We start from the raw sequence: 21,157 nt of genomic DNA, 5'->3' as shown, positions 1-21,157 counted from the left end.
GGTGCAGCCGCGGCTGGCGCCGCCTGAGCGGGAGCGGCGGCCGCAGCCGCCGGCTGGGCCGGCGCGACAGGCTGCGCTGCGCTGGCCGCCGGCGCCGCCGTCGCGGAAGCTTTCAGGTTGCCCGCGCCTTCCACCTCGATGTGGATCAGGTCCGCGCCGACAGCCATCACCTGGCCTGCCGCGCCGCCCAGCATGGCGACGGTACCATGCACCGGCGACGGAATTTCAATGGTGGCCTTGTCGGTCATGACATCGGCCAGGACCATATCCTCCGTGACCGGGTCGCCCACCTTCACATGCCACATGACCAGTTCAACTTCTGCGATGCCCTCGCCAATATCCGGCATCTTGATGACGTGAATACCCATCGTTATGCCTCCACCGTACGTTTGAACGCCGCGCCGACGCGCGCCGGCCCCGGGAAATACGCCCATTCCTGGGCGTGCGGGTAAGGGGTATCCCAACCCGTCACGCGCTCAATCGGCGCTTCCAAATGGTAGAAGCAATGTTCCTGCACCAGCGACACCAGCTCGGCGCCGAAGCCGCAGGTGCGCGTGGCTTCATGCACCACCACGCAGCGACGGGTCTTCTTCACCGACGCGACGATGGTTTCCAGGTCCAGCGGCCACAGGCTGCGCAGGTCGATGATCTCGGCGTCGATGCCGGTCTCACGCGCCGCCGCCTCGCTCACCCACACCATGGTGCCGTAAGCCAGCACGGTCAGCTGCTTGCCCGGCCTGAAAATGGCCGCCTTATCGAGCGGCACGGTGTAATAGCCCTCCGGCACCTCGCCCAGCGGATTCTGCGACCAAGGCACGACCGGCTTGTCGTGGTGGCCGTCGAACGGACCGTTGTACAGGCGCTTGGGTTCGAGGAAGATCACCGGGTCGTCGTTCTCGATGGAGGCGATCAGCAGCCCCTTGGCATCGTAGGGATTGGACGGCATCACCGTGCGCAAGCCGCACACGTGGGCGAACACCGCCTCCGGGCTCTGGCTATGGGTCTGGCCGCCGTAAATGCCGCCGCCGCAAGGCGTGCGGATGGTGATCGGCGCCGTGAAATCCCCCGCGGAGCGGTAGCGCAGGCGTGCCGCTTCCGACACGATCTGGTCGTAAGCCGGATAAATGTAATCGGCGAACTGGATCTCGATGCACGGCCGCAAGCCGTAAGCGCCCATGCCGATTGCCACGCCCACAATGCCGCCCTCGGAAATCGGGGTATCGAACACGCGCGACTTGCCGTATTTTTTTTGCAGCCCTTCGGTGCAGCGGAACACGCCGCCAAAGTAGCCGACGTCCTGGCCGAAGACCACGACGTTTTCATCCTTCTCCATCATCACATCCATCGCCGAACGCAGCGCCTGGATCATGGTCATGGAGGTTTTCACTGTATTTTCCGCCATCTCAGATCCCCAGTTGCTGACGTTGCACGCGCAGGTGTTCCGGCATGTCCTTGTAGATGCCATCGAACATTTCGGCGGGGCTGAAAGTGTGGCCGCTGGCCATGGTGCCGTACTGCTCGGCCTCCTTCTGCGCGGCCAGCACTTCCGCCTCCAGGCGTTTCTGCGTTTCCTCGTGCTCCTGCTCCGACCAGGCGCCGGCCTTGATCAGGTACTGCTTCAGGCGCGCGATCGGGTCCCCCAGCGGGAAGTGCGACCAGTCGTCGCCCGGCCGGTATTTGGACGGATCGTCGGAGGTGGAATGCGGGCCGGCGCGATAGGTCACCCACTCGATCAGGCAAGGCCCCAGGTTGCGGCGCGCGCGCTCGGCGGCCCAGCACGAGGCGGCGTAAACCGCCAGGAAGTCATTGCCATCGACCCGCAGCGAGGCGATGCCGCAGCCCACGCCACGCGCCGCGAACGTCGTATCCTCGCCGCCGGCAATGGCCTGGAAAGTGGAAATGGCCCATTGGTTGTTGACCACATTCAGGATCACCGGCGCCCGGTACACGTGGGCAAACGTCAGCGCGGTGTCGAAATCCGCTTCCGCCGTGGCGCCGTCGCCGATCCAGGCCGAGGCAATCTTGGTATCGCCCTTGATCGCCGACGCCATGCCCCAGCCCACGGCCTGGATGTACTGCGTGGCCAGGTTGCCGGAGATGGAGAAGAAGCCGGCCTTCTTCACCGAGTACATGACCGGCAGCTGGCGGCCTTTCAGGGGGTCGCGCTCGTTCGACATGAGCTGGCAGATCATATCCACCAATGGATAGTCGCGCACGATCAGGATGCTCTGCTGGCGATAAGTGGGAAAGCACATATCGTCCACATTCAGCGCCAGCGCCTGCGCGGTGCCGATCGCCTCCTCGCCCAGGCTTTGCATGTAGAACGACATCTTCTTCTGGCGCTGCGCCATCAGCATGCGGCTGTCGAAGATGCGCGTCTTCATCATGGCACGCAAACCCTTGCGCACAACTTCGATATCGATCTGGGGGACCCAGGGGCCGACGGCGTTACCATCGGCGTCGATCACGCTGACCAGGGAGTACGCGAGGTCGCGCGTATCCATGGGGGCCACATCAACTTCGGGACGCCGCACGGCGCCGGCCGGTGACAGGCGTAGATAGGAAAAATCAGTTGCGCAGCCTGGCCGCCCCGTGGGTTCGGGCACGTGCAGGCGTAGTGGTTCGCCCTTGCTCATTCAGGTTCCTTCATGTGCGATGGTGTCGCAGGATCAATCCTGGCGGGCTTGCAGCGGATAACGTCGGCCGGCCAGGCGGATGCAGAAATATTTCCTCGAAAGCAAGGCAAGGGTAGCACGCTTCCCGCATGCCAGAAAGGGGGGCACGCGGCTGTTGTTGCTCGGGTGATTTTTTCTTATCCCGTGTCAAGTCCGCGTTGGCCTGCATGCCACTGCTACAAATAAACTAAACTTCTCTTTTGGAAACTCTGCAATCTGTGCACAGCATATTTAGCAATACCGGTTTGCCAATATATCGTTTCGCATGGCGCCCCATCAAATGGTCCGACTGCCAGGCGCGCCAACCACAAGCTGCTGCAGCTCGCTACCGCGAAAACACAAGGCTTCGCAATTCCGGACACGCTGTCCGGCAATGGCATCGACCACGTACTCCACAGCCAGGCATCCGGCCCGCAGCTCGACTAGCGCTTCTCAAACGTGCGTCGCCAAGTGCCGCACCAGGGCTTCGAACTCCCCGCCCCTGTTGCGCAACGCTACATCGCGAGGCAGGCCAGTTCCTCTGGCAAGAGCAAGCCACCCCGGAAGTACCGATGCGTCCGTTTGAAACGGCACGCAGTGCCGCTCGCCAGGAATCGTCTACCCGGCCTTCCAGATATCGCTGCTTGCACGGCAAGTCGTCTTCCGCCACCGGGAAGCTGACGCTTGCCTGGTCAGCGATGCAGTAAAGCTTCAGCGCGCCGCCGCACCAGGCGCGCCAAATGCCCGGCCTCGTCCCATGGCGCGCCGAGAACGACTATCCAGTCCACATGGTCACTCATCCGGCCCGCTGCCGCTTAGTGGGCCGGCGCGCATCGTCAGATAGACGACTTCGCGCCCGTCGTAGGTGCCGTTAATTTCCCCGGTGACCACAAAGCCGGATTTTTCGTAGAACGCCCGCGCATCAAGATTGGACCTGGCGACGTTCAGTTGGAGGCCGCTGCGCGCGCCTTCCAGCGCAGCACGCAGCAGAGCGCGGCCGACGCCTCGTCCGCGTGCCGCTCGCCCCACAAACAGTGCCCGCAACCGGCCCTCATGTGTCGCGGCAAAGCCCAGCACCGCGCCGTCGGCATAGACCGTGACATGCGCTTGCGTGAACGCTGCCAGGATCCTGGCATCCTGCTCCAGCGGGGTAATCGCTAAAACACTGGCCTCGAAGCGGAGTTCATCCGCCTTGGCCTCCCGGTAGATGCAGCAAACCGCGGAGAAATCTTGCTCGGTGTAGGCGCGGATCATGGCAGCTCTTCCTGTGTGCTCGTAAAACAGTGCATTGGCCGCAGCGACGATAAGCTCTTCACGCCCTCTGCCTCTCAATCCGTCTGGCCGCGAACCAGCAGCCGGTGCGGGCCTGCGCCCTTCTCCGATAATTTGTCGCCCGGATTGCGCAGCCGGCAGCGGTCGATCGACAGGCATCCGCAGCCTATGCAGTCGTCCAGGGTGTCGCGCAACTTGCGCAGTTGGGCAATGCGTTCATCCAACTCCACGCGCCAGGTGGCGGAAAGACGCTCCCAGTCGGCGCGGCTTGGGGCAGCCGTTGCCGGCAAGGTGGCAAGGGCCGCCTGGATATCGGCAAGCGCGATCCCCACGCGCTGTGCGACGCGGATAAAGGCCACGCGCCGCAGCACGTCGCGCAAGTAGCGGCGCTGGTTGCCCGGCGTGCGAAAGCTGCTGATCAAGCCCTTCGTCTCGTAGAAGTGCAGCGTCGATACCGCCACCCCGCTACGCCGCGCCACCTCCCCGACCGACAGGGTGGCCGGGAAATCTGCTTGCTCCTGCATACGTGCGCTCCTCCTTGACCTCAATAATACTTGAGGTTTTAGACTTCTGCTGTCGCGTGCTTCAAGCACGCATTTCATTGGGGATTTCCGTGGGCGTTCGCTTCAACCACACCATCGTCATGAACCGGGACGCGCACCAGGCGGCGCTCTTGCTGGCCGAAATCCTGCGCCTCCCGGATCCTTCGCAGCTTGGATCGATGCTCATGGTCCATTGTGACGGCAGCGCCGCCCATCCCGCCTTCCTGCTATGCGAGGGCGAGTATGACCAGGTGCTAAGGCACATACGGGAGCACCGCCTCCAGTCATGGCCCGGACCCGGCGGCCAGGGCTTGTGCTTCGCTGATCCGGACGGCCATCCCATCCAGATCATCGCCACGCCGCCGCGCAGTGGTGTGCCATTTTCAGCGTGATCGGGCCGGAAAACGCACAAGACCGCATAGCTTCCCGAAAGTATCCTTGCTTCGACATGTAGAACGATCAAATCGTCCATGATGAACAAGGAGACATAAGTGAAGCACAGCAATAAGTTGAATTACACCGTCCTGGTCGCATCCCTCGTCGCGGCCTTCCCGGGGATCGCCCTGGCGCAGGCGACGGAGGACAAGAACGTCCAGCGCGTTGTCGTGACGGGCTCGAACATCAAGCGCGTGGACCAGGAAACCGCCTCGCCGGTCCAGGTCCTGTCGCGCCAGGAAATCGAACAGAGCGGCGCGCAGACCGTTGCGCAGATCCTGGACAACCTGACCAGCAACGATCGCGGCGCGATCAGCGACCTGGGTGGCACCAACTCCTGGGCCAGCGGCGCCACTGGCGTCTCCCTGCGCAACCTCGGTACCGGCGCCACCCTGGTCCTGCTGAATGGCCGCCGTCTTTCTTCTTATGGCTTTGCGGACGGACTGCAGTCCAACTTCGTCAACATCGACTCCATTCCCAGCGACGTGATCGAGCGCGTCGAGATCCTCAAGGACGGCGCGTCCGCCATCTACGGTTCCGACGCGGTGGCCGGCGTGGTCAACATCATCACGCGCAAGAACTATCGCGGCGTCGGCGTCAAGGCCTCCGCCCAGCAATCCCTGAAGCGTTCCTTCCTCGACCGCGAGCGCAAGGCCTCGATCATCGGCGGCATGGGCGACCTGGCGACCGACGGCTACAACGCCTTCGCCCACCTTGAGGTCTACTCGCGCGGCAAATTCACCGATCGCGACGTCCGCCCGCTGCTGCCGGACTGGTTCATCCGCATGAATCCGGACCGCGATGCGACTTCCACCGGCTCCATCCCGGGCAACTATGTCGGCCGCTATCCGGCCAACTACCGCGACCCGGCGCTGGCCGGCAAATCCATCAACGTGGCGGCGCCGGGCTGCGCGCCGGAGAACCTGCGCGGCGGCTTGTGCTTCTATGACTACTGGCAGGACAGCCTGGCCCGCGCCCCTGCGGAGCGGGTCACCTTCCTGAGCTCCGGGCGCCTCAAGCTGGACGGCGACACGACCGCCTACGCCGAGCTGCAACTGGCGAAGACGCGCAACAACTACAACACCGCCCCGCCGCGCAGCAACGTCAATGGCGTTCCGCTGTCCTGGTACGATTCGATCAGCGGCAAGATGCAGTACTTCACCGACCCGCAACTGCCGGTCGGCCACCCAAGCAATCCGTATGACTTCCCTATCGGCCTGAATTACCGCTTTGCCGACGACCGCGACATGTTCAAGAACGTCGGCTCCTCGGAGCAGTTCCGCGCGATGGCCGGCATCCAGGGCGAGAGCTTCGGCTGGGAGTGGGATGGCGCGATCGGCCATATGGGCTCCAAAGCCCACCAACGCCAGCACTTGTACCGCGACCGCTACGGCTACTACGACGCCATCGTCAGCGGCGCCTACAAGTTCGGCCAGAAAAATGACCGCGCGCTGCTCGAGAAAATGTTCCCGGAAATGGGCTCCAACGGCGAGTACCGCCAGACCTTCGCCGACTTCAAAGCGAACCGCGAGCTATTCATGCTGGGCGGCGGCCCGCTGCAGATTGCGACCGGCGTCGACCTGCGCCACGAAAAATTCGAGCACCAGAGCAGCGACAACGTGCTGGCCGCGCGCATCGTGCAGTTCAGCGGCGTGAAGATCGATGGCTCGCGCAAAGTGGCGGCGGCGTTTGTCGAACTTGCGGCGCCCTTCACCAAGCAGCTGGAAGCCAGCTTCGCCGTCCGCGGCGACAAGGTGATTGGCCAGGCCGGCGCCGTGGTGCCGAAGCTCGGCCTGCGCTATAAGATGAACGATATGCTGATGGTGCGCGGTACCGCCTCGCAAGGCTTCCGCGCCCCTAGCCTGCCGGAGACCGGCAACGGCGGCGCCTCCTGGTTCAACAACGGCTACAACGATCCTAAGCGCTGCGCGGCGGCGACAGAGCTGCGCAACATCCTGAACACCGGCAACGCTGCGGACAAAAACCTGGCACTCACCGCCTACGGCCTGGGTTGCTCGGTCAGCTTCCCGTCGGCGGTAACGCCGAACCCGGACCTGAAGCCGGAATACACCAACAGCTTCACGGCCGGCCTGGTGCTCCAGCCGATCCGCGCGCTCAGCTTCACCATCGACTACTACAACATCAAACGCCGCGACGAAATCGCGGTCAAGAGCGTGGACCAGGTCCTGGCCAACGAAGAGCGCCTGTCCGGCCTGGTGGAGCGCGATCCGCTGACCTCGCAGGACCAGGAGATCGCCCGCCGCGCTTTCGAGCTCTCGGGCAAGTCGATCGGCTTCCCGGTCGGCCCGATCAAGACCATCGCAGCGCAGTACGAGAACTACGGCAAGTCGCGCGTCTCCGGCATCGACCTGGACGCCAAGGCACGCTGGAACCTGGGCGCGTCGGGCACACTGAACCTGGGCATGGAGCTCAACCACCAGTTCAAGTACCAGCAGTGGGACAGCTTCGCCAAGGCCTACACCGAGAACTACGTCGGCTATCGCGGCGTGCCGCGCACCCGCGCCGTCGCCAAGATGTCGTGGGAACGCGGCCCGGTGGTTGCCGGCCTGCGCGCCAACTACACCAACTCCACCAAGCTGGCCTGGGGTGAACTCGACTCCACCAGCAGCATCGAGGGTTGCGAGGACCGCGGCGTGAGCAAGGACGAATGCCGCATCGCCTCCGATACGACGGTGGACCTGTGGACCCGCTACGCTTTCGGCACCGGCACCACCGTCTCGGCCAACGTGTTCAACCTGTTCGACCGCAAGGACACGGTCAAACTGTACCCGGGCAGTTCCCTGCCGCTGCGCTCGCGCACGCTGATGCTGACCGTTGAACACAAGTTCTGAAAAAGGAAGCGCGACATGACGAACATCAGGGCATTTGGCCTGACGACGGCTGCCGCGCTCCTGTTCTGCGCAAACGCGCAGGCACAGGAGGCGGACCCGTACCTGTGGCTTGAGGAGGTGAGCTCCGAACGGGCACTGGACTGGGTCAAGCAATGGAACAACCGCACCACCAGCCAGCTGGATGCCCTGCCGGGCATCCGCCAGACCACGGACAGAATTCGCGAGGTGGTCGATTCGCGCGCGCGTATTCCCTTCGTCGAGAAGCAAGGCAAGTACGTCTATAACTTCTGGAAGGACGCCGAGCGCCCACGCGGCATCCTGCGCCGGACCACGCTGGCAAGCTACAAAACCGACGCGCCGCAATGGGAAGTGGTACTGGACGTCGACCGCCTGGCGCGCGACGAAAAGGAGAACTGGGTCTGGCACGGCATGGACTGCCTGAAGCCCAAGGCCGAGCGCTGCCTGTTCTCGCTGACGCGCGGCGGCGGCGACGCCCACGTCGTGCGCGAATTCGACACCCGCGCGCTGCGTTTCGTCGCCGGCGGCTTCTCCCTGCCCGAGGCCAAGAGCGAGGTCAACTGGGTCAGCCGCGACCGGCTGCTGGTGGCCACCGACTTCGGCTCCGGCTCGCTCACCAGCTCGGGGTATCCGCGTATCGTCAAGGAATGGAAGCGCGGCACCCCTTTGCAGGCGGCAAAGACGGTATTTGAAGGGCAGCCGGGCGATATCAGCGTATCCGGCTACTCCGACCACTACCCGGGGTTCAACCGCGAATTCGTCCTGCGCTACACCTCGTTCTTCACGAACGAACTGCACGTGCGCCACAAAGGGAAGCTGGACAAGCTGGACAAGCCGAACAGCGCAAGCGCCTTCACCTTCAAAGACCAGTTGCTGATCCGCCTGCGCGGCGACTGGAAGGTGGGGGACGGCACCTACGCGCAAGGCTCGCTGCTGTCGATCGACTTCGCCGGCTTCATGGCGGGCAAGCGCAATTTCCATGTGCTGTACGAACCCGACGCGACGCGCTCGCTGCAGGCCGTGACCACCACCCGCAGCGCGATCCTGCTGACCGAGATGGTCAACGTGCGCAGCCAGGTGCACGAGCTGCGCCAGCAACATGGCAAATGGGAGCGCCGCACTGTGGCCACCCCCGCATTCGCCAACGTGACGCTTTCGTCGCTCGACTATCTGGAGTCGGACGAGTACTTCGTGACGTTGAACGACTTCCTGACCCCGACTTCGCTGCACCTGGGGCAGGTCGGCAACGATGAGCGGCAGCAGCTCAAATCGCAGCCGGCCTTCTTCGACACCTCGGGCCTCAAGGTGGAGCAGCATTTCGCCCAGGCCAGGGACGGCACGCGGATTCCGTACTTCGTGGTGAAGCGCAAGGACATCAGGTACGACGGCAGCAATCCAACCCTGCTGTACGGCTACGGCGGCTTCGAGATTTCGATGAAGCCGTCCTACAGCGGCACCCTGGGCCGGGCCTGGCTCGACAAAGGCGGCGTCTACGTGCTGTCGAACATTCGCGGCGGCGGCGAGTTCGGCCCGCGCTGGCACGAAGCGGCGCTGAAAGAGAAGCGGCAGGTCTCCTACGACGACTTCATTACCGTCGCCGAAGACCTGATTGCGCGCAAGGTCACATCGCCGCAGCACCTCGGCATCATGGGCGGAAGCCTGGGCGGCATGCTGGTCTCCGTCGCCGCGCTGCAGCGTCCCGAACTATTCAACGCGGTGGTCAGCCAGGTACCGCTGGCGGACATGAAGCGCTACCATCTCATGCTGGCCGGCGCCTCGTGGATCGACGAATACGGCGACCCCGATCGTACCGAGGAATGGGCCTATATCTCGCGCTACTCGCCCTACCACCTGCTCGACAAAACGCGCAAGTATCCGCCCGTGTTCTTTACCAGCTCCACCCGGGATGACCGCGTCCACCCGGCCCACGCGCGCAAAATGGTCGCGCGCATGCAGGAGCAAGGCCACCAGGTGCTGTACTGGGAGAATATGGACGGCGGCCATGGCGGCGCGGTCAATGGCGAACAGCAGGCACGCCTGAACGGCATGGTCTACAGCTTCCTCTGGGACCGGCTGAAGTAGGACTGCGGGGCAGCCTGTCACGGCTGCCCCATTTTCAGGCCAGGCCCTGCGCCACCTGCGCGCCGTATTCGGTCGGGCTCATGCCGACCACGGATTTAAACTGGCGGCTGAAGGCGCTGTGGTCCGTGTAGCCGCATTCGTAGGCGATGTCCGCAATCCTGGTATCGGGCTTCTTCTCGATGATGGCCCTCGCGGCAGACAGCCGGCATTGCACCAGCATCTGGCGCGGCGAATGGTGAAACACCTTCTGGAACAGGCGCTCCACCTGTGAGAGCGACAATCCCGCCCGCTCCGCCAGCTCCTTCAGGCACACGTTGTGCTGGTAATTCTCGCGGATGTATTCCGCGATATGCGCGATCTGCCGGTAGGCGGGATTCACATCATCCGGCAAGCCAAGGTCGCGCGAAGTGCCGATCAGGCCGATGATCCGCCCATCCTTGTCCTGCAAAGGCAGCTTCCTGGTGATGCACCAGCCACGGCTGCGGCCCGGATAAATGTGCAGCTCGAGATGCTTGTCGATCGCCGCGCCGCTCTCGATCACCTTGCGGTCCTGGGCGAAGTAGGTTTCCGCCAGGGCGGGTGGAAACAGGTCCAGCGCGGTCCTCCCGATCACCTCCTCCTTCTCGCGCACCCCGCAACGGCGCACCATCGTGCGGTTGACGCCGAAGTAGCGCCCTTCCCTGTCCTTCACAAAAAACGCGATGTCGTTCAAGGCGTCGAACATGGTCAGGATCGCGCCGATGTTGATCGCTTCCAGGTCGTCAAAGCATGTCTGGCTGATCATTTCTTTTCCTCCCGAGCACATAAAGTAGTAACTTTGCATCGGGTTGGCGGGCATGTGGAAGCACTGTGCCGATTTATGCTGGTTCAGCCCAAAAAACACACAAGCCAGCCACTGCGCTGATGCCATTTAGCACACCGCAGGCCGCCTTCACCACGCCTGGTAGAACGGTGTTTTCAAGCGCACCGGCCGCACGTCCAGGCGCGCATCGAAGATGGAGTAATCGTGGTCATCCAGCCCGGCGCTATCCCAGCCGCGCGTGCGCTCATCACGCCGCAGCATGAATTCGAAGCCCAGCTCCGGGGCCGGATCGGCTACCGGCGCGTCCGGCAACTGTTCCAGGTCGAAGGCGATGCCGCGCACATGGTCGCGCGGACCATCCACCAGCTGTGTCAGCGCGCGCAGGATGGCGTTCTCGCCCAGGATGTCGGTGAAGGCCGGGCGGACGAATTCCAGGTCCGGCACAAAACCCGGCTGGCGGAATTTGAGTTCGCCATACGCCTGCTTGGCAGCCACCACCCGCCCTTGCAGCTTGGCGAGGTCATAGCGGTCGCCATGATCGAGGTAGGAGATCCGCACATTGCGCACATTCATCGGCCCCGTTTCCTGCGTTGCCTGGCGCAAGTCCAGCAAAAGCGCGCCGCTGGCGCCGACGATCTCGATCTCGGTGCCGTGGATGATGGCGGCGGTATTCTCGTCCACCCCAAGCCCCACCTTATAGCCCTTGGCCAGCATCAGGGCCAGCATGCGCCCCACCCTGCCGCGCTTGAGGAAATGCTGGTCGATGAAGAGCTGGTCGCCGACAAAGCCCAACCCCCGGTCAATCTCTTTTCCGTCGCGCATCACGCCCTTCATGACCTGCACCGAGTTCATCGCATCGCGGAACATGGTGCTGCTCATAATGGCCGCCCCGGCGCTGCTGCCCGCAACCACGCCGCCGCGCGCCTGCAACGCGCGCACAGCCTGCAGCACTGGCGCCGCCACGCCGTCCGGATTCAGCACATCGGCCGTGTACTCCTGGGCGCCGCCGGTAAAGAACACCCCCGTGGCGGCCGCGATTTTGGCCACGTTGGCAGGATCGGCAGCCGCCTTTCGCGCAGAGTCCAGCGTCTCGCCGGGCCAGCGCGGCGCGATCTTCAGCAATTCCGCCTTGGCGCCGCGGCGGCGCAACTGCTCGACCGCGTCGCTGCCCGACTTTTGCGGATTGGCCGATGCGGTCGGAATGACCACGAAGCGCGCCGCCGAACCGCCCGCCAGTTGTACCAGCCGCTGGCGCACCGCCTCGTTGTCGTTGCGCACGGCGCCGCCCATCGGAATCACCGTGCCGGCGACCGGCTGGAACGTCAGCGACGGCGCGCTCTCACCCGCCTGGGCCGCACAGCCCAAGGCAGATAGCAGTAGTATCGAAACGAATTTCACGCCAGCGCTCCTTCATCACCATGGAATTGCCCCCTATGGTGCCAGACCCGGGGCGCGTTGTGGAAAGTCCGCAACAGTTGGCCTCAACATGCAAGTTCCGGCGCGCGCCAGCGGCACAAACTTGCATACACTGAAACAGTTCCAAAAACGCCCCGCAGCGGCCGAGCCGCTTGCGTATGAATACCCACTCTAGAGGACGGTTCGCATGAATATACCTGGCAAGCACAAGGCATCGGCATTCCGCCGCACCCACTGCGCCCGTGCGGTGCTACTGGCGCTGGGCGGCATGAGTTTGAGCGCTTACGCGCAAACCATGCCGCGCGTGGAAATCACCGGCTCCAGTATCAAGCGCATCGAAGGCGAGGCAGCGCTGCCAGTCGAAATCATCAAGCGCGAAGATATCGAGAAAGCTGGCGTGACCACGGCTGCCGAACTGCTGCAAAAGATCTCCTCGAATGTGGGCGGCCTGACCGACGCCGCCAGCGTCAGCGATGTGATGGGTGGCCAGCGCGGCTTCAACGGTGCCAACCTGCGCGGCCTGGGTGTTTCCAGCACGCTGGTGCTGTTGAACGGCCGCCGCATGGCCAACTTCGCCAGCCCGGGCGACAACTCCGGCGTCGACCTGAACAACATCCCCGCCGGCGCCATCCAGCACGTGGAGGTGCTCAAGGACGGCGCCTCGGCCATTTATGGCACCGACGCCATGGGCGGCGTCATCAACTTCATCACCCGCAAGGATTACCAGGGCGGCGAAGCCAGCGTGTATGCCCTGCGCACGGACGAAGGCGGCGGCGGCAAAAAGTCGGCCACGCTGTCCGGCGGCATTGGCAGCTTGAGCACCGACCGTTTCAATGTGTTCGGCGCGCTCGACCTGCAGGAGACCGACCGCCTGGCCAGCTCACAGCGCAAGTTCATGCAGGAATACAGCCTGCCCGACCGCCTGTCGCCACAGCTGTCCAGCTACTCCTTCCCGGCCAATGTCGACCTGACCAGCGCCCAGCTGGCGACCCTGAACCAATCGGGCTACCTGAAGGGTTCCGGCCCTGGCGGCACCTGGGTGCCGTCGCCCGCCCGGCGCGTCAACTTCGGCAAGGACTCTTGCGTGAACGGCAGCCCGAACGTGGTGCGTCCGCTCGGCCCCGGCGGCACGGAGGGCTGTAACTTCAACTATATGGGCGACTCGGAAGTCTATCCCGACGCCAAGAAGCAAAGCTTTATCGGCCGCGGCACCGTGCAGGTGGCCGAGGACCACCAGGTGTTTGCTGAAGTCCTGCTTAGCAAAGCCGAGACCAGCTATGCCGCCTCGCCCGCCACCTCCGGCGCCATCAACGGCACCAGCACCGGCATCTTCCTGCCGGCCGACCTGCAAGCCAAAACCGGCATCACCACCCCGGTCAACTTCCGCTTCCGCCTGTCAGACGCGGGCCGCCGCACCTCCGAGGTGACCAGCAAAGCCTCGCGCCTGGTGCTGGGCGCCACCGGCAAAGTGGGCGACTGGGAATACGATACGGCCTACAACCACAGCGTCAACAAAGCCACCGACCTGGACATCGACGGCTGGGTGTCGCGCAGCAAGCTGCTGGCCGGCATTGCCAGCGGCGCGTACAACCCGTTTGTCGTGGCCACCAGCGACGCCGGCCGCAAGTTCATGGATTCCATCAAGATCCGCGACGCCGCCCGCATGTCAAAGGGCACCAGCGACAGCGTCGATGGCAAGCTGACACGCAAACTGATGGCCCTGGGCGGTGGCGATGCCATGCTGGCGGTGGGCGCCGAGTTCCGGCGCGAGAAGACGGAGTTCAGCGCCACCGACGCGCTGCGCACCAACGACGTGCAAGGCGACCGCGCCAGCTCCGACGAGTTGCTGGCCGACTCCTCCAACTCGCGCGACATCGCCGGTTTCTATACCGAGATCAATGCGCCGTTCAGCAAGCAATGGGAGGCCCAGTTCGCCATTCGCCACGACCGTTATAAGGGTGTGCATGATCCGCTGACCAAGCTCACCACGCCCAGGTTGAGCACCACCAATCCCAAGGTCGCGCTCAGCTACCGCCCGAGCAAGGAAGTGCTGGGGCGCGCCTCCTATGGCACCGGCTTCCGCGCGCCGTCGATTGCGGAACTATTCCTGCCGGTGCGTTCGGGCACCACGGCCAGCTTCGTGAAAGACCCGGTCTCGGGCGAAGTGGCGCAGTTCGACCTGGACCGCTACGGCAACCCGCAGCTGAAGCCGGAAAAATCGAAGCAGTTCTCGGCTGGCGTGGTGCTGGAACCGAACAGGAACTGGAATGCCAGCCTCGACTTCTGGATCATCCGCAAGACCGACATCATTTCCGAGATCGGCGAGCAGACCGTGTTCGACAACCCGGTCTACTACAACGATCCGGAGATCGTGGTGCGGGACGAAGATGGCTTCGTCTCCTTCCTGCAGTTCAAGAAGGAGAATCGCGGCAAGCTCAATACTTCCGGCCTGGATATCGCCCTGAACTGGCGCGGCGACGCCACGTCGGCGGGCCGCTTCAGCGCCAGCCTGAACGGCACCCTGATCACCCGGTACAAGTTCCAGTCCGATCCGAACTCGCCGATGGCGAACGGCCTGGGCGTCTTCCGCGACGACAAGGCCGTGCAGCGCTGGCGCCACAAGCTCAATCTCGACTGGGACCGTGGCCCGCTCAACCTCAGCCTGGGCCACACTTTCCTCTCCAGCTACGAGGACCAGAACATTCCGGGGCTGGCCGATCCCGGCTGGAACGACCGCGACGTGAAGGCCTATTCGCTGTGGGACCTGACGGGCAGCTATGCGTTCACCAAGAACCTCAAGCTGCGCGGCGGCGTGATCAACGTGTTCGACACGCCGCCGCCATTCACCAACCAGTCGCGCTACTTTGAAGTGACGTGGGACCCGACCTATGGCGATCCGCGCGGCCGTTCGATGTTTGCCCACCTGCAGTACAAGTTCTGATCCTTAGCCCCCGCGGCGCCCTGTCCTGTCCGCAGGCAGGGCGGACAGGGGCCAAGGCCCCTGTCAGCAGGCGCTTCGGCGAAGTCAGCTACAATAGCCTCTTCTCAACTACCACGCGGTCTATGTCTCCCTCACCCTGCTGCAGTTATGCCAGCATTACCCCGCACGCCACCACTCCTGCCATGAGCGCCTTGCTGCGCACTGGTCCGGGCGTTTAAGGGGACCTCAATGGAAATTGCCATTCTTTTCGGCCTGATTCTACTGAACGGCCTGTTCGCCATGTCGGAAGTCGCGCTGATGACCGCGCGCAAAGCGCGCCTCAGCAAACTTGCGGAAAGCGGCGACCACGCCGCGCAGGCGGCGCTGCAACTGGGCGAAGACCCGAACAAATTCCTCTCCACCGTGCAGATCGGCATTACCTCGATCGGCGTCCTGAACGGTATTGTCGGCGAGGCCACGCTGGCGCGGCCCTTCGCGCAGTGGCTGATCTCGCTCGGCGTACCCACTGCCTGGTCCGACAACTTTGCCACGGTGCTGGTCGTTATCACCATCACCTACTTCTCCATCGTCGTGGGCGAACTCGTGCCCAAACGCCTGGGCCAGCTCAATCCCGAGCCGCTGGCGCGCCTGGTGTCACGGCCGATGCTGGTGCTGGCCGGCATCGCCAAGCCCTTTGTGCGCCTGCTTTCGGGATCGACCCAGCTGGTGCTGCGCATCATGGGCGTGCGCCAGACCGGCCCGCAAGCGATCACGGAAGAAGAACTGCACCTGATGCTGGAAGAAGGCTCCGACTCCGGCGTCATCGAAGAGCAGGAGCACCAGATGGTGCGCAACGTGTTCCGCCTGGACGACCGCCAGATCGCCTCCTTCATGATCCCGCGCGGCGACGTGATCTACTTCGACGTCGAAGAAGAATTGAGCGTGAATATGGCGCGCTTCCACCAGTGCCAGCATTCGCGCTTCCCGGTACTGAAAGGCGGCTGGCACCATGTGGTGGGCGTCGCCAGCGCGCGCCAGATGCTGGCGCAATCCCTGAGCGGCGGCACGCTGGACCTGGCCGTGCAATTGCAGCAACCGGTCTTCGTCCCCGAAAGCCTGACCGGCATGGAGCTGCTCGAACACTTCAAGCAATCCGGCGCGCACCTGGCCTTTATCGTTGACGAGTATGGCGAAGTGCTGGGCATCGTCACCTTGCAGGACGTGCTGGAAGCGATCACCGGCGAATTCAAGACCCCGCACCCGGAGGATGCCTGGGCCGTCGCGCGCAACGACGGTTCCTGGCTGCTGGACGGCCTGATCCCGATTCCCGAGCTGAAGGACCGGCTCGGCATGCAGAACGTGCCGGAGGAAGAGCGCGGCCGCTACAACACCTTAAGCGGCATGCTGATGCTCTTGCTGGGCAATATCCCACGCACCGGCGACACCTGCTCCTGGCAAGGCTGGGAATTTGAAGTGGTGGACCTGGATGGCCTGCGCATCGACAAAGTGCTGGCCAGCCCGCGGCCGCTGGAGCTGGTGCCAAGCGACAATCCGGAACACGCCTGAGCTGGTGCGGCGCGCAGCGCGCGCCATCACTCACGCAAGGCGACGTTCCAGCATTTGATGGGCGAGATGACGGCCACTGAGCCAGGCGCCTTCCACCCTGCCGCCTTGCAGCCAGTCGCCGCATAGTCCCATGCCCAGACTCGCATCCCACACACTGCCGATTTGATCGGCCACGCAATTTGCGTAGCGCCAACGGTGGGTGCGGACTGCAACGGCGGTCGGCCCACCCAGCTGGCGAAACGCCGTGAACAATGCCTCCGTCACATCGGCGGCGTCATGCTCGATATGTTGCGCGCTCCATTGCTCACTCGCTTGCAAGACCCAGCACTCCTGCCCGCTGCGGCCCGGCTTACTGTTGTTGCGGGCTATCCAGCGTAGCGGGCCACCATTCACAAAAGCCGCATCGAATCCAAACTGGGCCGGTTCCGCCAACTGGGCGATCACGGTCCAGCAGGGCTCCATGTTTTGCGCCGCGGCCATGGTGGACAGCGCAGGGGCGGCCTGTGCCAACAGGGCAGCCGCCTGAGGTGCCGGGACAGCCACCACAATCTGGTTATAGACAGCATCAAGCGCGCCGTGCTCGGCACTACTCAGGCGCCAACCATCCGCCTGACGAACCGGTTGCTGGATCGTGTAACCGGTGCGAACATCCAGCCCGCTCGCCAGCGCTTTCCCGAGCGCAGACATGCCCGGCACACCGACGTAACGCACGGGTGCCTCAGGCAACGGGTTGCGCTCACTACCGAGTACCGCCGGCGTTAGCTGCCAGGGGGCCACCACGCCGCTCTCGACCCAGCGCGCCACTTCCCGCTGGAAGAGTGCGTGACGGGCGGTAAAGTACTGCGCCCCGTGATCGGCCTGCCAGTCATCGCCGCGACAAGTGCACAGGCGGCCGCCCGGTCCGCGCGCTTTGTCGAAGACTACGACATGATGTCCGGCAGCACTCAGGGCGGAAGCGCAGGAAAGGCCGGCAATACCGGCCCCGATGATGGCGATGGAAGTACTCATGGAGTTACGTTTTCTATTAAAGAAGAGATCAGTGCCAGCCTTGCCGCCAACTTTCGGCATCGGTCAGCGTTTTCCAGGGGATGATGCGGCTGCGACGGCTATGAACCGCCTCCAGCTCGACCTCGGTGACCGGCGCCTGCGGATCGTCAGGCAGCAGCACGCGCACCACCAGGAAGTGCTTTTCCTTGTGTTGCGGCTGCAGCGCCGTCCACTTGCTCAACAAGAGCTTGCGCGGATTGAGTTTGAGGCTCACGCGGCACCCCACAACATGCGGTAGGAGCCATCGGCATCGTGCTCGGCAGCCTGTTTTTCCAGGTTAAAGCGCCGACCGCCGCGCGGATCGGTTCCCAGCCCGGCAATGTAAAGCCAGTTGCCGTGGTTAAGGCTGCAGTCGTAATCTATCAGCGCCGATTCGAACCAGGCCGCGCCGGCACGCCAATCGCATTGCAGATCGTGAATCAGGTAGCCGGCCACGATCTGGCGCATACGATTGCCCAGGTAGCCGGTGGCCGCCAGTTCGCGCATGCCGGCATCCACCAACGGCTGTCCGGTGGCGCCAGAGCGCCAACGTTGGAAGGCTTGCTCGTCATGCCGCGGGGCCGCCTTGCCCGGCAGGCCGCCGGCGCGATACAGGCGCTTGCCGTATTTGAGCTGCAACAGCTTGAAGTAGTCGCGCCAAAGCAGCTCGAACCAGAGCCAGTAGCTGCCCTCGCTGGCGCCCTGCTCCGCTTCGAATTCCCGCAGCCGGCGCACCAGATGGCGCACCGATAGCGCACCGCAGGCGAGCCAAGGCGAGAACTTGCTGGAGTAGTCGACGCCATGCAGCCCGTTGCGTGTGGCCTTATATCTGTGCGGCAGGTTCCGCATCAGGTATTGATCCAGATGCGCCAGTGCGGCCTCTTCCGTGCCCAGGTAAGCAGGGTGCGGAAATGGAAAACTGGAGCGCGGGTCCGCCTGCACATTGGGGCTTTCCAGTGCCAGGCTGCCAATGTCCCTGGCAGCCTCTGGCAGCGGCGGCAGTGCATCGACTGCCCGGGGCAAGATTGGTGCAAGAGCGCAACGTTCGATCTGCTGCCGGAACACGGTGAACACGTCCGGTAAATCCTGGACTTGCCACGGCAGCGTGTCGGGCGCGAACAGGGTGGATTGCCAGTAGCTGTGGACCACCAATCCACGGCTGCGCAGGGCTTCGAGTTCGTCGACCTCTTCCGGCGTCGCCATCTCCTCGCAGTAAACAGCCTCGGCATTGACAGCTTCAGCCAGCTGCGGCAGGGTCTGCGCCATTGTCCCTTGCCGGACGATCAGGCGGCTACCCAACCGGCGCAGCGCGACATCCAGCCCAACGGCGGCACTGGCGCGGAAGGCGCGACGGCGCTCACCCACCCTGGCAAATCCCCAGCCAGAGCGCGTGGGCGGCGGCGCAAGCCATACCGGCAGCAGTCGATCGGCCTGCTGGCAGGCGGCCAGCAAGGCCGGATTGTCCAGCAGGCGCAAATCGTCGCGAAAACAGTAGATGACAGTTCGCACAGGATCAGCGCTGCCGGCGGCAGCGTTCAGAGCAGTATTTCACCTCATCCCAGCACTGGGCCCATTTGCGCCGCCAGCTCATGGCGCGGCCGCAGGCGGCGCATGGTTTAGCGGGAAGGTCAGCTTTGTTTCCTTTAAAACCATATTTCATCCACGCTTCCCCGAATATCTACCAATCAGTAAACTTTAATACCAATCAGTATCCTACGCAAGTCCGCTTTCTAAGGGGCATTGACCAGTTGTACAACCACCTTGCCTTTCGCCCTGCCTTGCGCAAGGTACGCGAGCCCGTCCTTTGCCTGGGCAAAAGGAAACACCTTGTCGACCACCGGCTTCAGGCGCGATGCAGCAAGGTGTACGCCGATCTTTGCCAATTGCTGGCCATCCGGAGACACAAACAGAAAAGAATAGCTGGCCTCGCGCTGCTTCGCCTTTCGAGTGATTTTCCAACTCAGCAGGCCAAACACGCGCTTCATCAGGAAGTTCATGCCGCGTTGTTGAGCGAATGCCGCATCCGGGGGGCCGATCAATGAAACGATCCGGCTGCCGGGCCTGACGACCTGCAGCGACTTTTCCAGTTCGCCGCCGCGCAATGTGCCAAGCACGACGTCATAGCCGCGCAGTTGCTCTTCGAATTGCTGCTTTTTATAGTCGATCACTTCATCCGCGCCGAGCTGACGCACAAATTCAACGTTGGCGGTGCTGGTCGTCGTTGCCACCTTGGCTCCCAGTAGTTTCGCCAACTGGATGGCAAAGGTGCCGATACCACCAGCACCTGCCGGAACAAAGACCTTCTGGCCTGCCTGAAGTTTGGCTCGTTCCACCAACGCCTGCCACGAAGTTAGCCCCACCATTGGAATTGAAGCAGCCTGCACAAAGTCCAGGTTCTCTGGTTTAAGCGCCGCTGCGTGCGCCGGCACTGCGGCGTATTCGGCGAGCGCACCGGCGCCGAGGTCAAAGGTGCTGGCAAATACCGCGTCACCGACTTTAAAGCGGGTCACCCGGCTCCCGACCTCCACGACAACGCCGGCGAGGTCGCTCCCCATGGTCGCAGGCAAGTGAAGCTTGACGATCGGTTTGAAGCTCCCGGCGGCAATCATGTTATCGACGGGATTAAGTCCGGCGGCGTACACCTGCACCAGGATCTCATCCGGTTTAATGGTGGGCTGCGGCAGGTCCGCGAATTCAACGTTCTCCGCGCCACCATAGCGCCTTAAAACTAATGCTTTCATCGGAATCTCCCTAGACCAGGCTTAAATCCTTGCGCAAGCCGGCGTCAACCAGGCTGGCCGGGGCGAACGAGCGCAACAGGCGCAGGCGCTTGGCCAGGCCGCCTGCGGTGTAGCGCAGCTTTGGCTTGCTAGCCAGCGCTGCTTTCAATACAGTTTCCGCTACCACCAGCGGCCCTTCGGCGCCAGCCATCGCTTGCTGCACCCGGCGCGTCACACTGTCCCGCACTTCACCGTAGGCTTCCAGCTTGGCGTCCGGCTCCAGCAGGTTGGCATCGAATGGCGTCTTGGTGTACGCCGGTTCGATCACGATTGAGCGGATACCCCAGTTGCGCAATTCGTGGTCCAGCGATTCAGAGTAGCCTTCGATGGCATGCTTGCTGGCCGCATACAAGGCGCCGTAAGGCATCGGAAGGAAGCCCAGCACGGAACCGATGTGGAGAATGCGCCCCTGCCCCCTGCTCCGCATATGCGGCAGCACGGCGCGCGTCATGCGAACCACGCCAAAGAAGTTCGTGTCGAAAATCGCTTGCGCCTGTTCGATCGAGCTCTCTTCCGCACCAGCGGGAGCCACGCCGAATCCTGCATTATTGACGAGCAAATCGATACGCCCTTCGATGGAAATCACTGTCGCAACTGCGGTTTGCACCGAATTGTCGCTGGTCACATCCAGAGGCAGCATTTCGTATGCCCGTTTCCCACCTTGGGCGCCGCGGCGGCTGGTGCCGTACACCTTGAAACCAGCCTGCGACAGGCGCGTTGCCGTCGCCTCGCCGATGCCGGACGAAGCGCCGGTAACCAATGCAATCTTTTTCATATCGTCGGTATCCTCTC

The 21,157-nt window shown here is 63.4% G+C and carries 18 protein-coding genes; 5 read left to right on the top strand and 13 right to left on the bottom strand.

Translation table 11 applies throughout. From position 1 onward, the window contains the following. The 5 genes from GTP41_RS18535 to soxR all read right to left on the bottom strand — a co-directional run. A partial coding sequence (locus GTP41_RS18535) for a biotin/lipoyl-containing protein (protein ID WP_308700862.1) occupies positions 1-368 on the bottom strand: 368 nt, incomplete at its 3' end. A gap of 2 nt (positions 369-370) precedes the next feature. Next, positions 371-1,375 (bottom strand): alpha-ketoacid dehydrogenase subunit beta, encoded by a 1,005-nt coding sequence (locus tag GTP41_RS18530; RefSeq protein ID WP_202419801.1) that lies wholly within the window; start codon positions 1,373-1,375, stop codon positions 371-373. 28 nt (positions 1,376-1,403) lie between these two features. After that, the gene (locus GTP41_RS18525) at positions 1,404-2,636 is read right to left on the bottom strand and encodes a 3-methyl-2-oxobutanoate dehydrogenase (2-methylpropanoyl-transferring) subunit alpha (protein ID WP_161027057.1); all 1,233 of its coding nucleotides are present in this window, start codon (positions 2,634-2,636) and stop codon (positions 1,404-1,406) included. 810 nt (positions 2,637-3,446) lie between these two features. Beyond that, positions 3,447-3,908, bottom strand: a complete 462-nt coding sequence (locus GTP41_RS18520; RefSeq protein WP_161027056.1) for a GNAT family N-acetyltransferase — start codon at positions 3,906-3,908, stop codon at positions 3,447-3,449. A 74-nt stretch (positions 3,909-3,982) separates the two neighbouring features. After that, a complete protein-coding gene (gene soxR, locus GTP41_RS18515; protein WP_161027055.1) occupies positions 3,983-4,450 on the bottom strand; it encodes a redox-sensitive transcriptional activator SoxR in 468 nt (155 codons plus the stop codon). 89 nt (positions 4,451-4,539) lie between these two features. Between soxR and GTP41_RS18510 the strand changes: the two genes are divergently transcribed. From GTP41_RS18510 to GTP41_RS18500, 3 genes are all read left to right on the top strand, one after another. After that, entirely contained in the window at positions 4,540-4,860 is a 321-nt protein-coding gene (locus tag GTP41_RS18510; protein ID WP_161027054.1) for a VOC family protein, read from the top strand. A 99-nt stretch (positions 4,861-4,959) separates the two neighbouring features. Continuing rightward, on the top strand, positions 4,960-7,755 hold the full coding sequence (locus GTP41_RS18505) for a TonB-dependent receptor domain-containing protein (RefSeq protein ID WP_161027053.1): 2,796 nt from the start codon (positions 4,960-4,962) through the stop codon (positions 7,753-7,755). Positions 7,756-7,770: 15 nt separating this feature from the next. Further along, positions 7,771-9,855 carry a prolyl oligopeptidase family serine peptidase gene (locus GTP41_RS18500; protein ID WP_161027052.1) on the top strand — a complete coding sequence of 695 codons (2,085 nt, stop codon included), beginning with the start codon at positions 7,771-7,773 and terminating at the stop codon, positions 9,853-9,855. A 34-nt stretch (positions 9,856-9,889) separates the two neighbouring features. Here GTP41_RS18500 and GTP41_RS18495 read toward each other — a convergent pair whose 3' ends face one another. Then, the gene (locus GTP41_RS18495) at positions 9,890-10,639 is read right to left on the bottom strand and encodes an AraC family transcriptional regulator (protein ID WP_161027051.1); all 750 of its coding nucleotides are present in this window, start codon (positions 10,637-10,639) and stop codon (positions 9,890-9,892) included. A 147-nt stretch (positions 10,640-10,786) separates the two neighbouring features. Continuing rightward, positions 10,787-12,055 (bottom strand): cyanophycinase, encoded by a 1,269-nt coding sequence (locus GTP41_RS18490; protein WP_161027050.1) that lies wholly within the window; start codon positions 12,053-12,055, stop codon positions 10,787-10,789. Positions 12,056-12,260: 205 nt separating this feature from the next. Between GTP41_RS18490 and GTP41_RS18485 the strand changes: the two genes are divergently transcribed. Both GTP41_RS18485 and GTP41_RS18480 read left to right on the top strand, forming a co-directional pair. Then, positions 12,261-15,014, top strand: coding sequence for a TonB-dependent receptor (locus GTP41_RS18485; protein ID WP_161027049.1), 2,754 nt, complete (start codon positions 12,261-12,263; stop codon positions 15,012-15,014). 228 nt (positions 15,015-15,242) lie between these two features. After that, on the top strand, positions 15,243-16,559 hold the full coding sequence (locus GTP41_RS18480) for a hemolysin family protein (protein ID WP_161027048.1): 1,317 nt from the start codon (positions 15,243-15,245) through the stop codon (positions 16,557-16,559). A 30-nt stretch (positions 16,560-16,589) separates the two neighbouring features. On the opposite strand, the gene GTP41_RS18475 is transcribed toward GTP41_RS18480, so the two are convergent. From GTP41_RS18475 to GTP41_RS18450, 6 genes are all read right to left on the bottom strand, one after another. Continuing rightward, positions 16,590-17,627: an NAD(P)/FAD-dependent oxidoreductase gene (locus tag GTP41_RS18475; protein ID WP_229502957.1), complete on the bottom strand. Its 1,038-nt coding sequence runs from the start codon at positions 17,625-17,627 to the stop codon at positions 16,590-16,592. Beyond that, on the bottom strand, positions 17,596-17,820 hold the full coding sequence (locus GTP41_RS18470) for a TIGR02450 family Trp-rich protein (protein ID WP_161027047.1): 225 nt from the start codon (positions 17,818-17,820) through the stop codon (positions 17,596-17,598). Before GTP41_RS18470 ends, GTP41_RS18475 begins: the two co-directional genes overlap by 32 nt. Beyond that, the gene (locus GTP41_RS18465; protein ID WP_161027046.1) at positions 17,817-19,094 is read right to left on the bottom strand and encodes a DASH family cryptochrome; all 1,278 of its coding nucleotides are present in this window, start codon (positions 19,092-19,094) and stop codon (positions 17,817-17,819) included. The genes GTP41_RS18470 and GTP41_RS18465 overlap by 4 nt, the downstream gene beginning before the upstream one ends. Positions 19,095-19,098: 4 nt before the next feature. Then, positions 19,099-19,176, bottom strand: a complete 78-nt coding sequence (locus tag GTP41_RS27835) for a DUF2256 domain-containing protein (protein WP_308700864.1) — start codon at positions 19,174-19,176, stop codon at positions 19,099-19,101. A 139-nt stretch (positions 19,177-19,315) separates the two neighbouring features. Further along, entirely contained in the window at positions 19,316-20,326 is a 1,011-nt protein-coding gene (locus GTP41_RS18455) for an NADP-dependent oxidoreductase (RefSeq protein ID WP_161027044.1), read from the bottom strand. A gap of 10 nt (positions 20,327-20,336) precedes the next feature. Next, positions 20,337-21,140 carry an oxidoreductase gene (locus GTP41_RS18450; RefSeq protein ID WP_161027043.1) on the bottom strand — a complete coding sequence of 268 codons (804 nt, stop codon included), beginning with the start codon at positions 21,138-21,140 and terminating at the stop codon, positions 20,337-20,339. Positions 21,141-21,157: the final 17 nt, after the last annotated feature.

It is taken from the genome of Pseudoduganella guangdongensis, assembly GCF_009857475.1.
Classification (GTDB): domain Bacteria; phylum Pseudomonadota; class Gammaproteobacteria; order Burkholderiales; family Burkholderiaceae_D; genus Rugamonas; species Rugamonas guangdongensis.
This window is presented reverse-complemented; position numbering and strand designations above follow the sequence as displayed.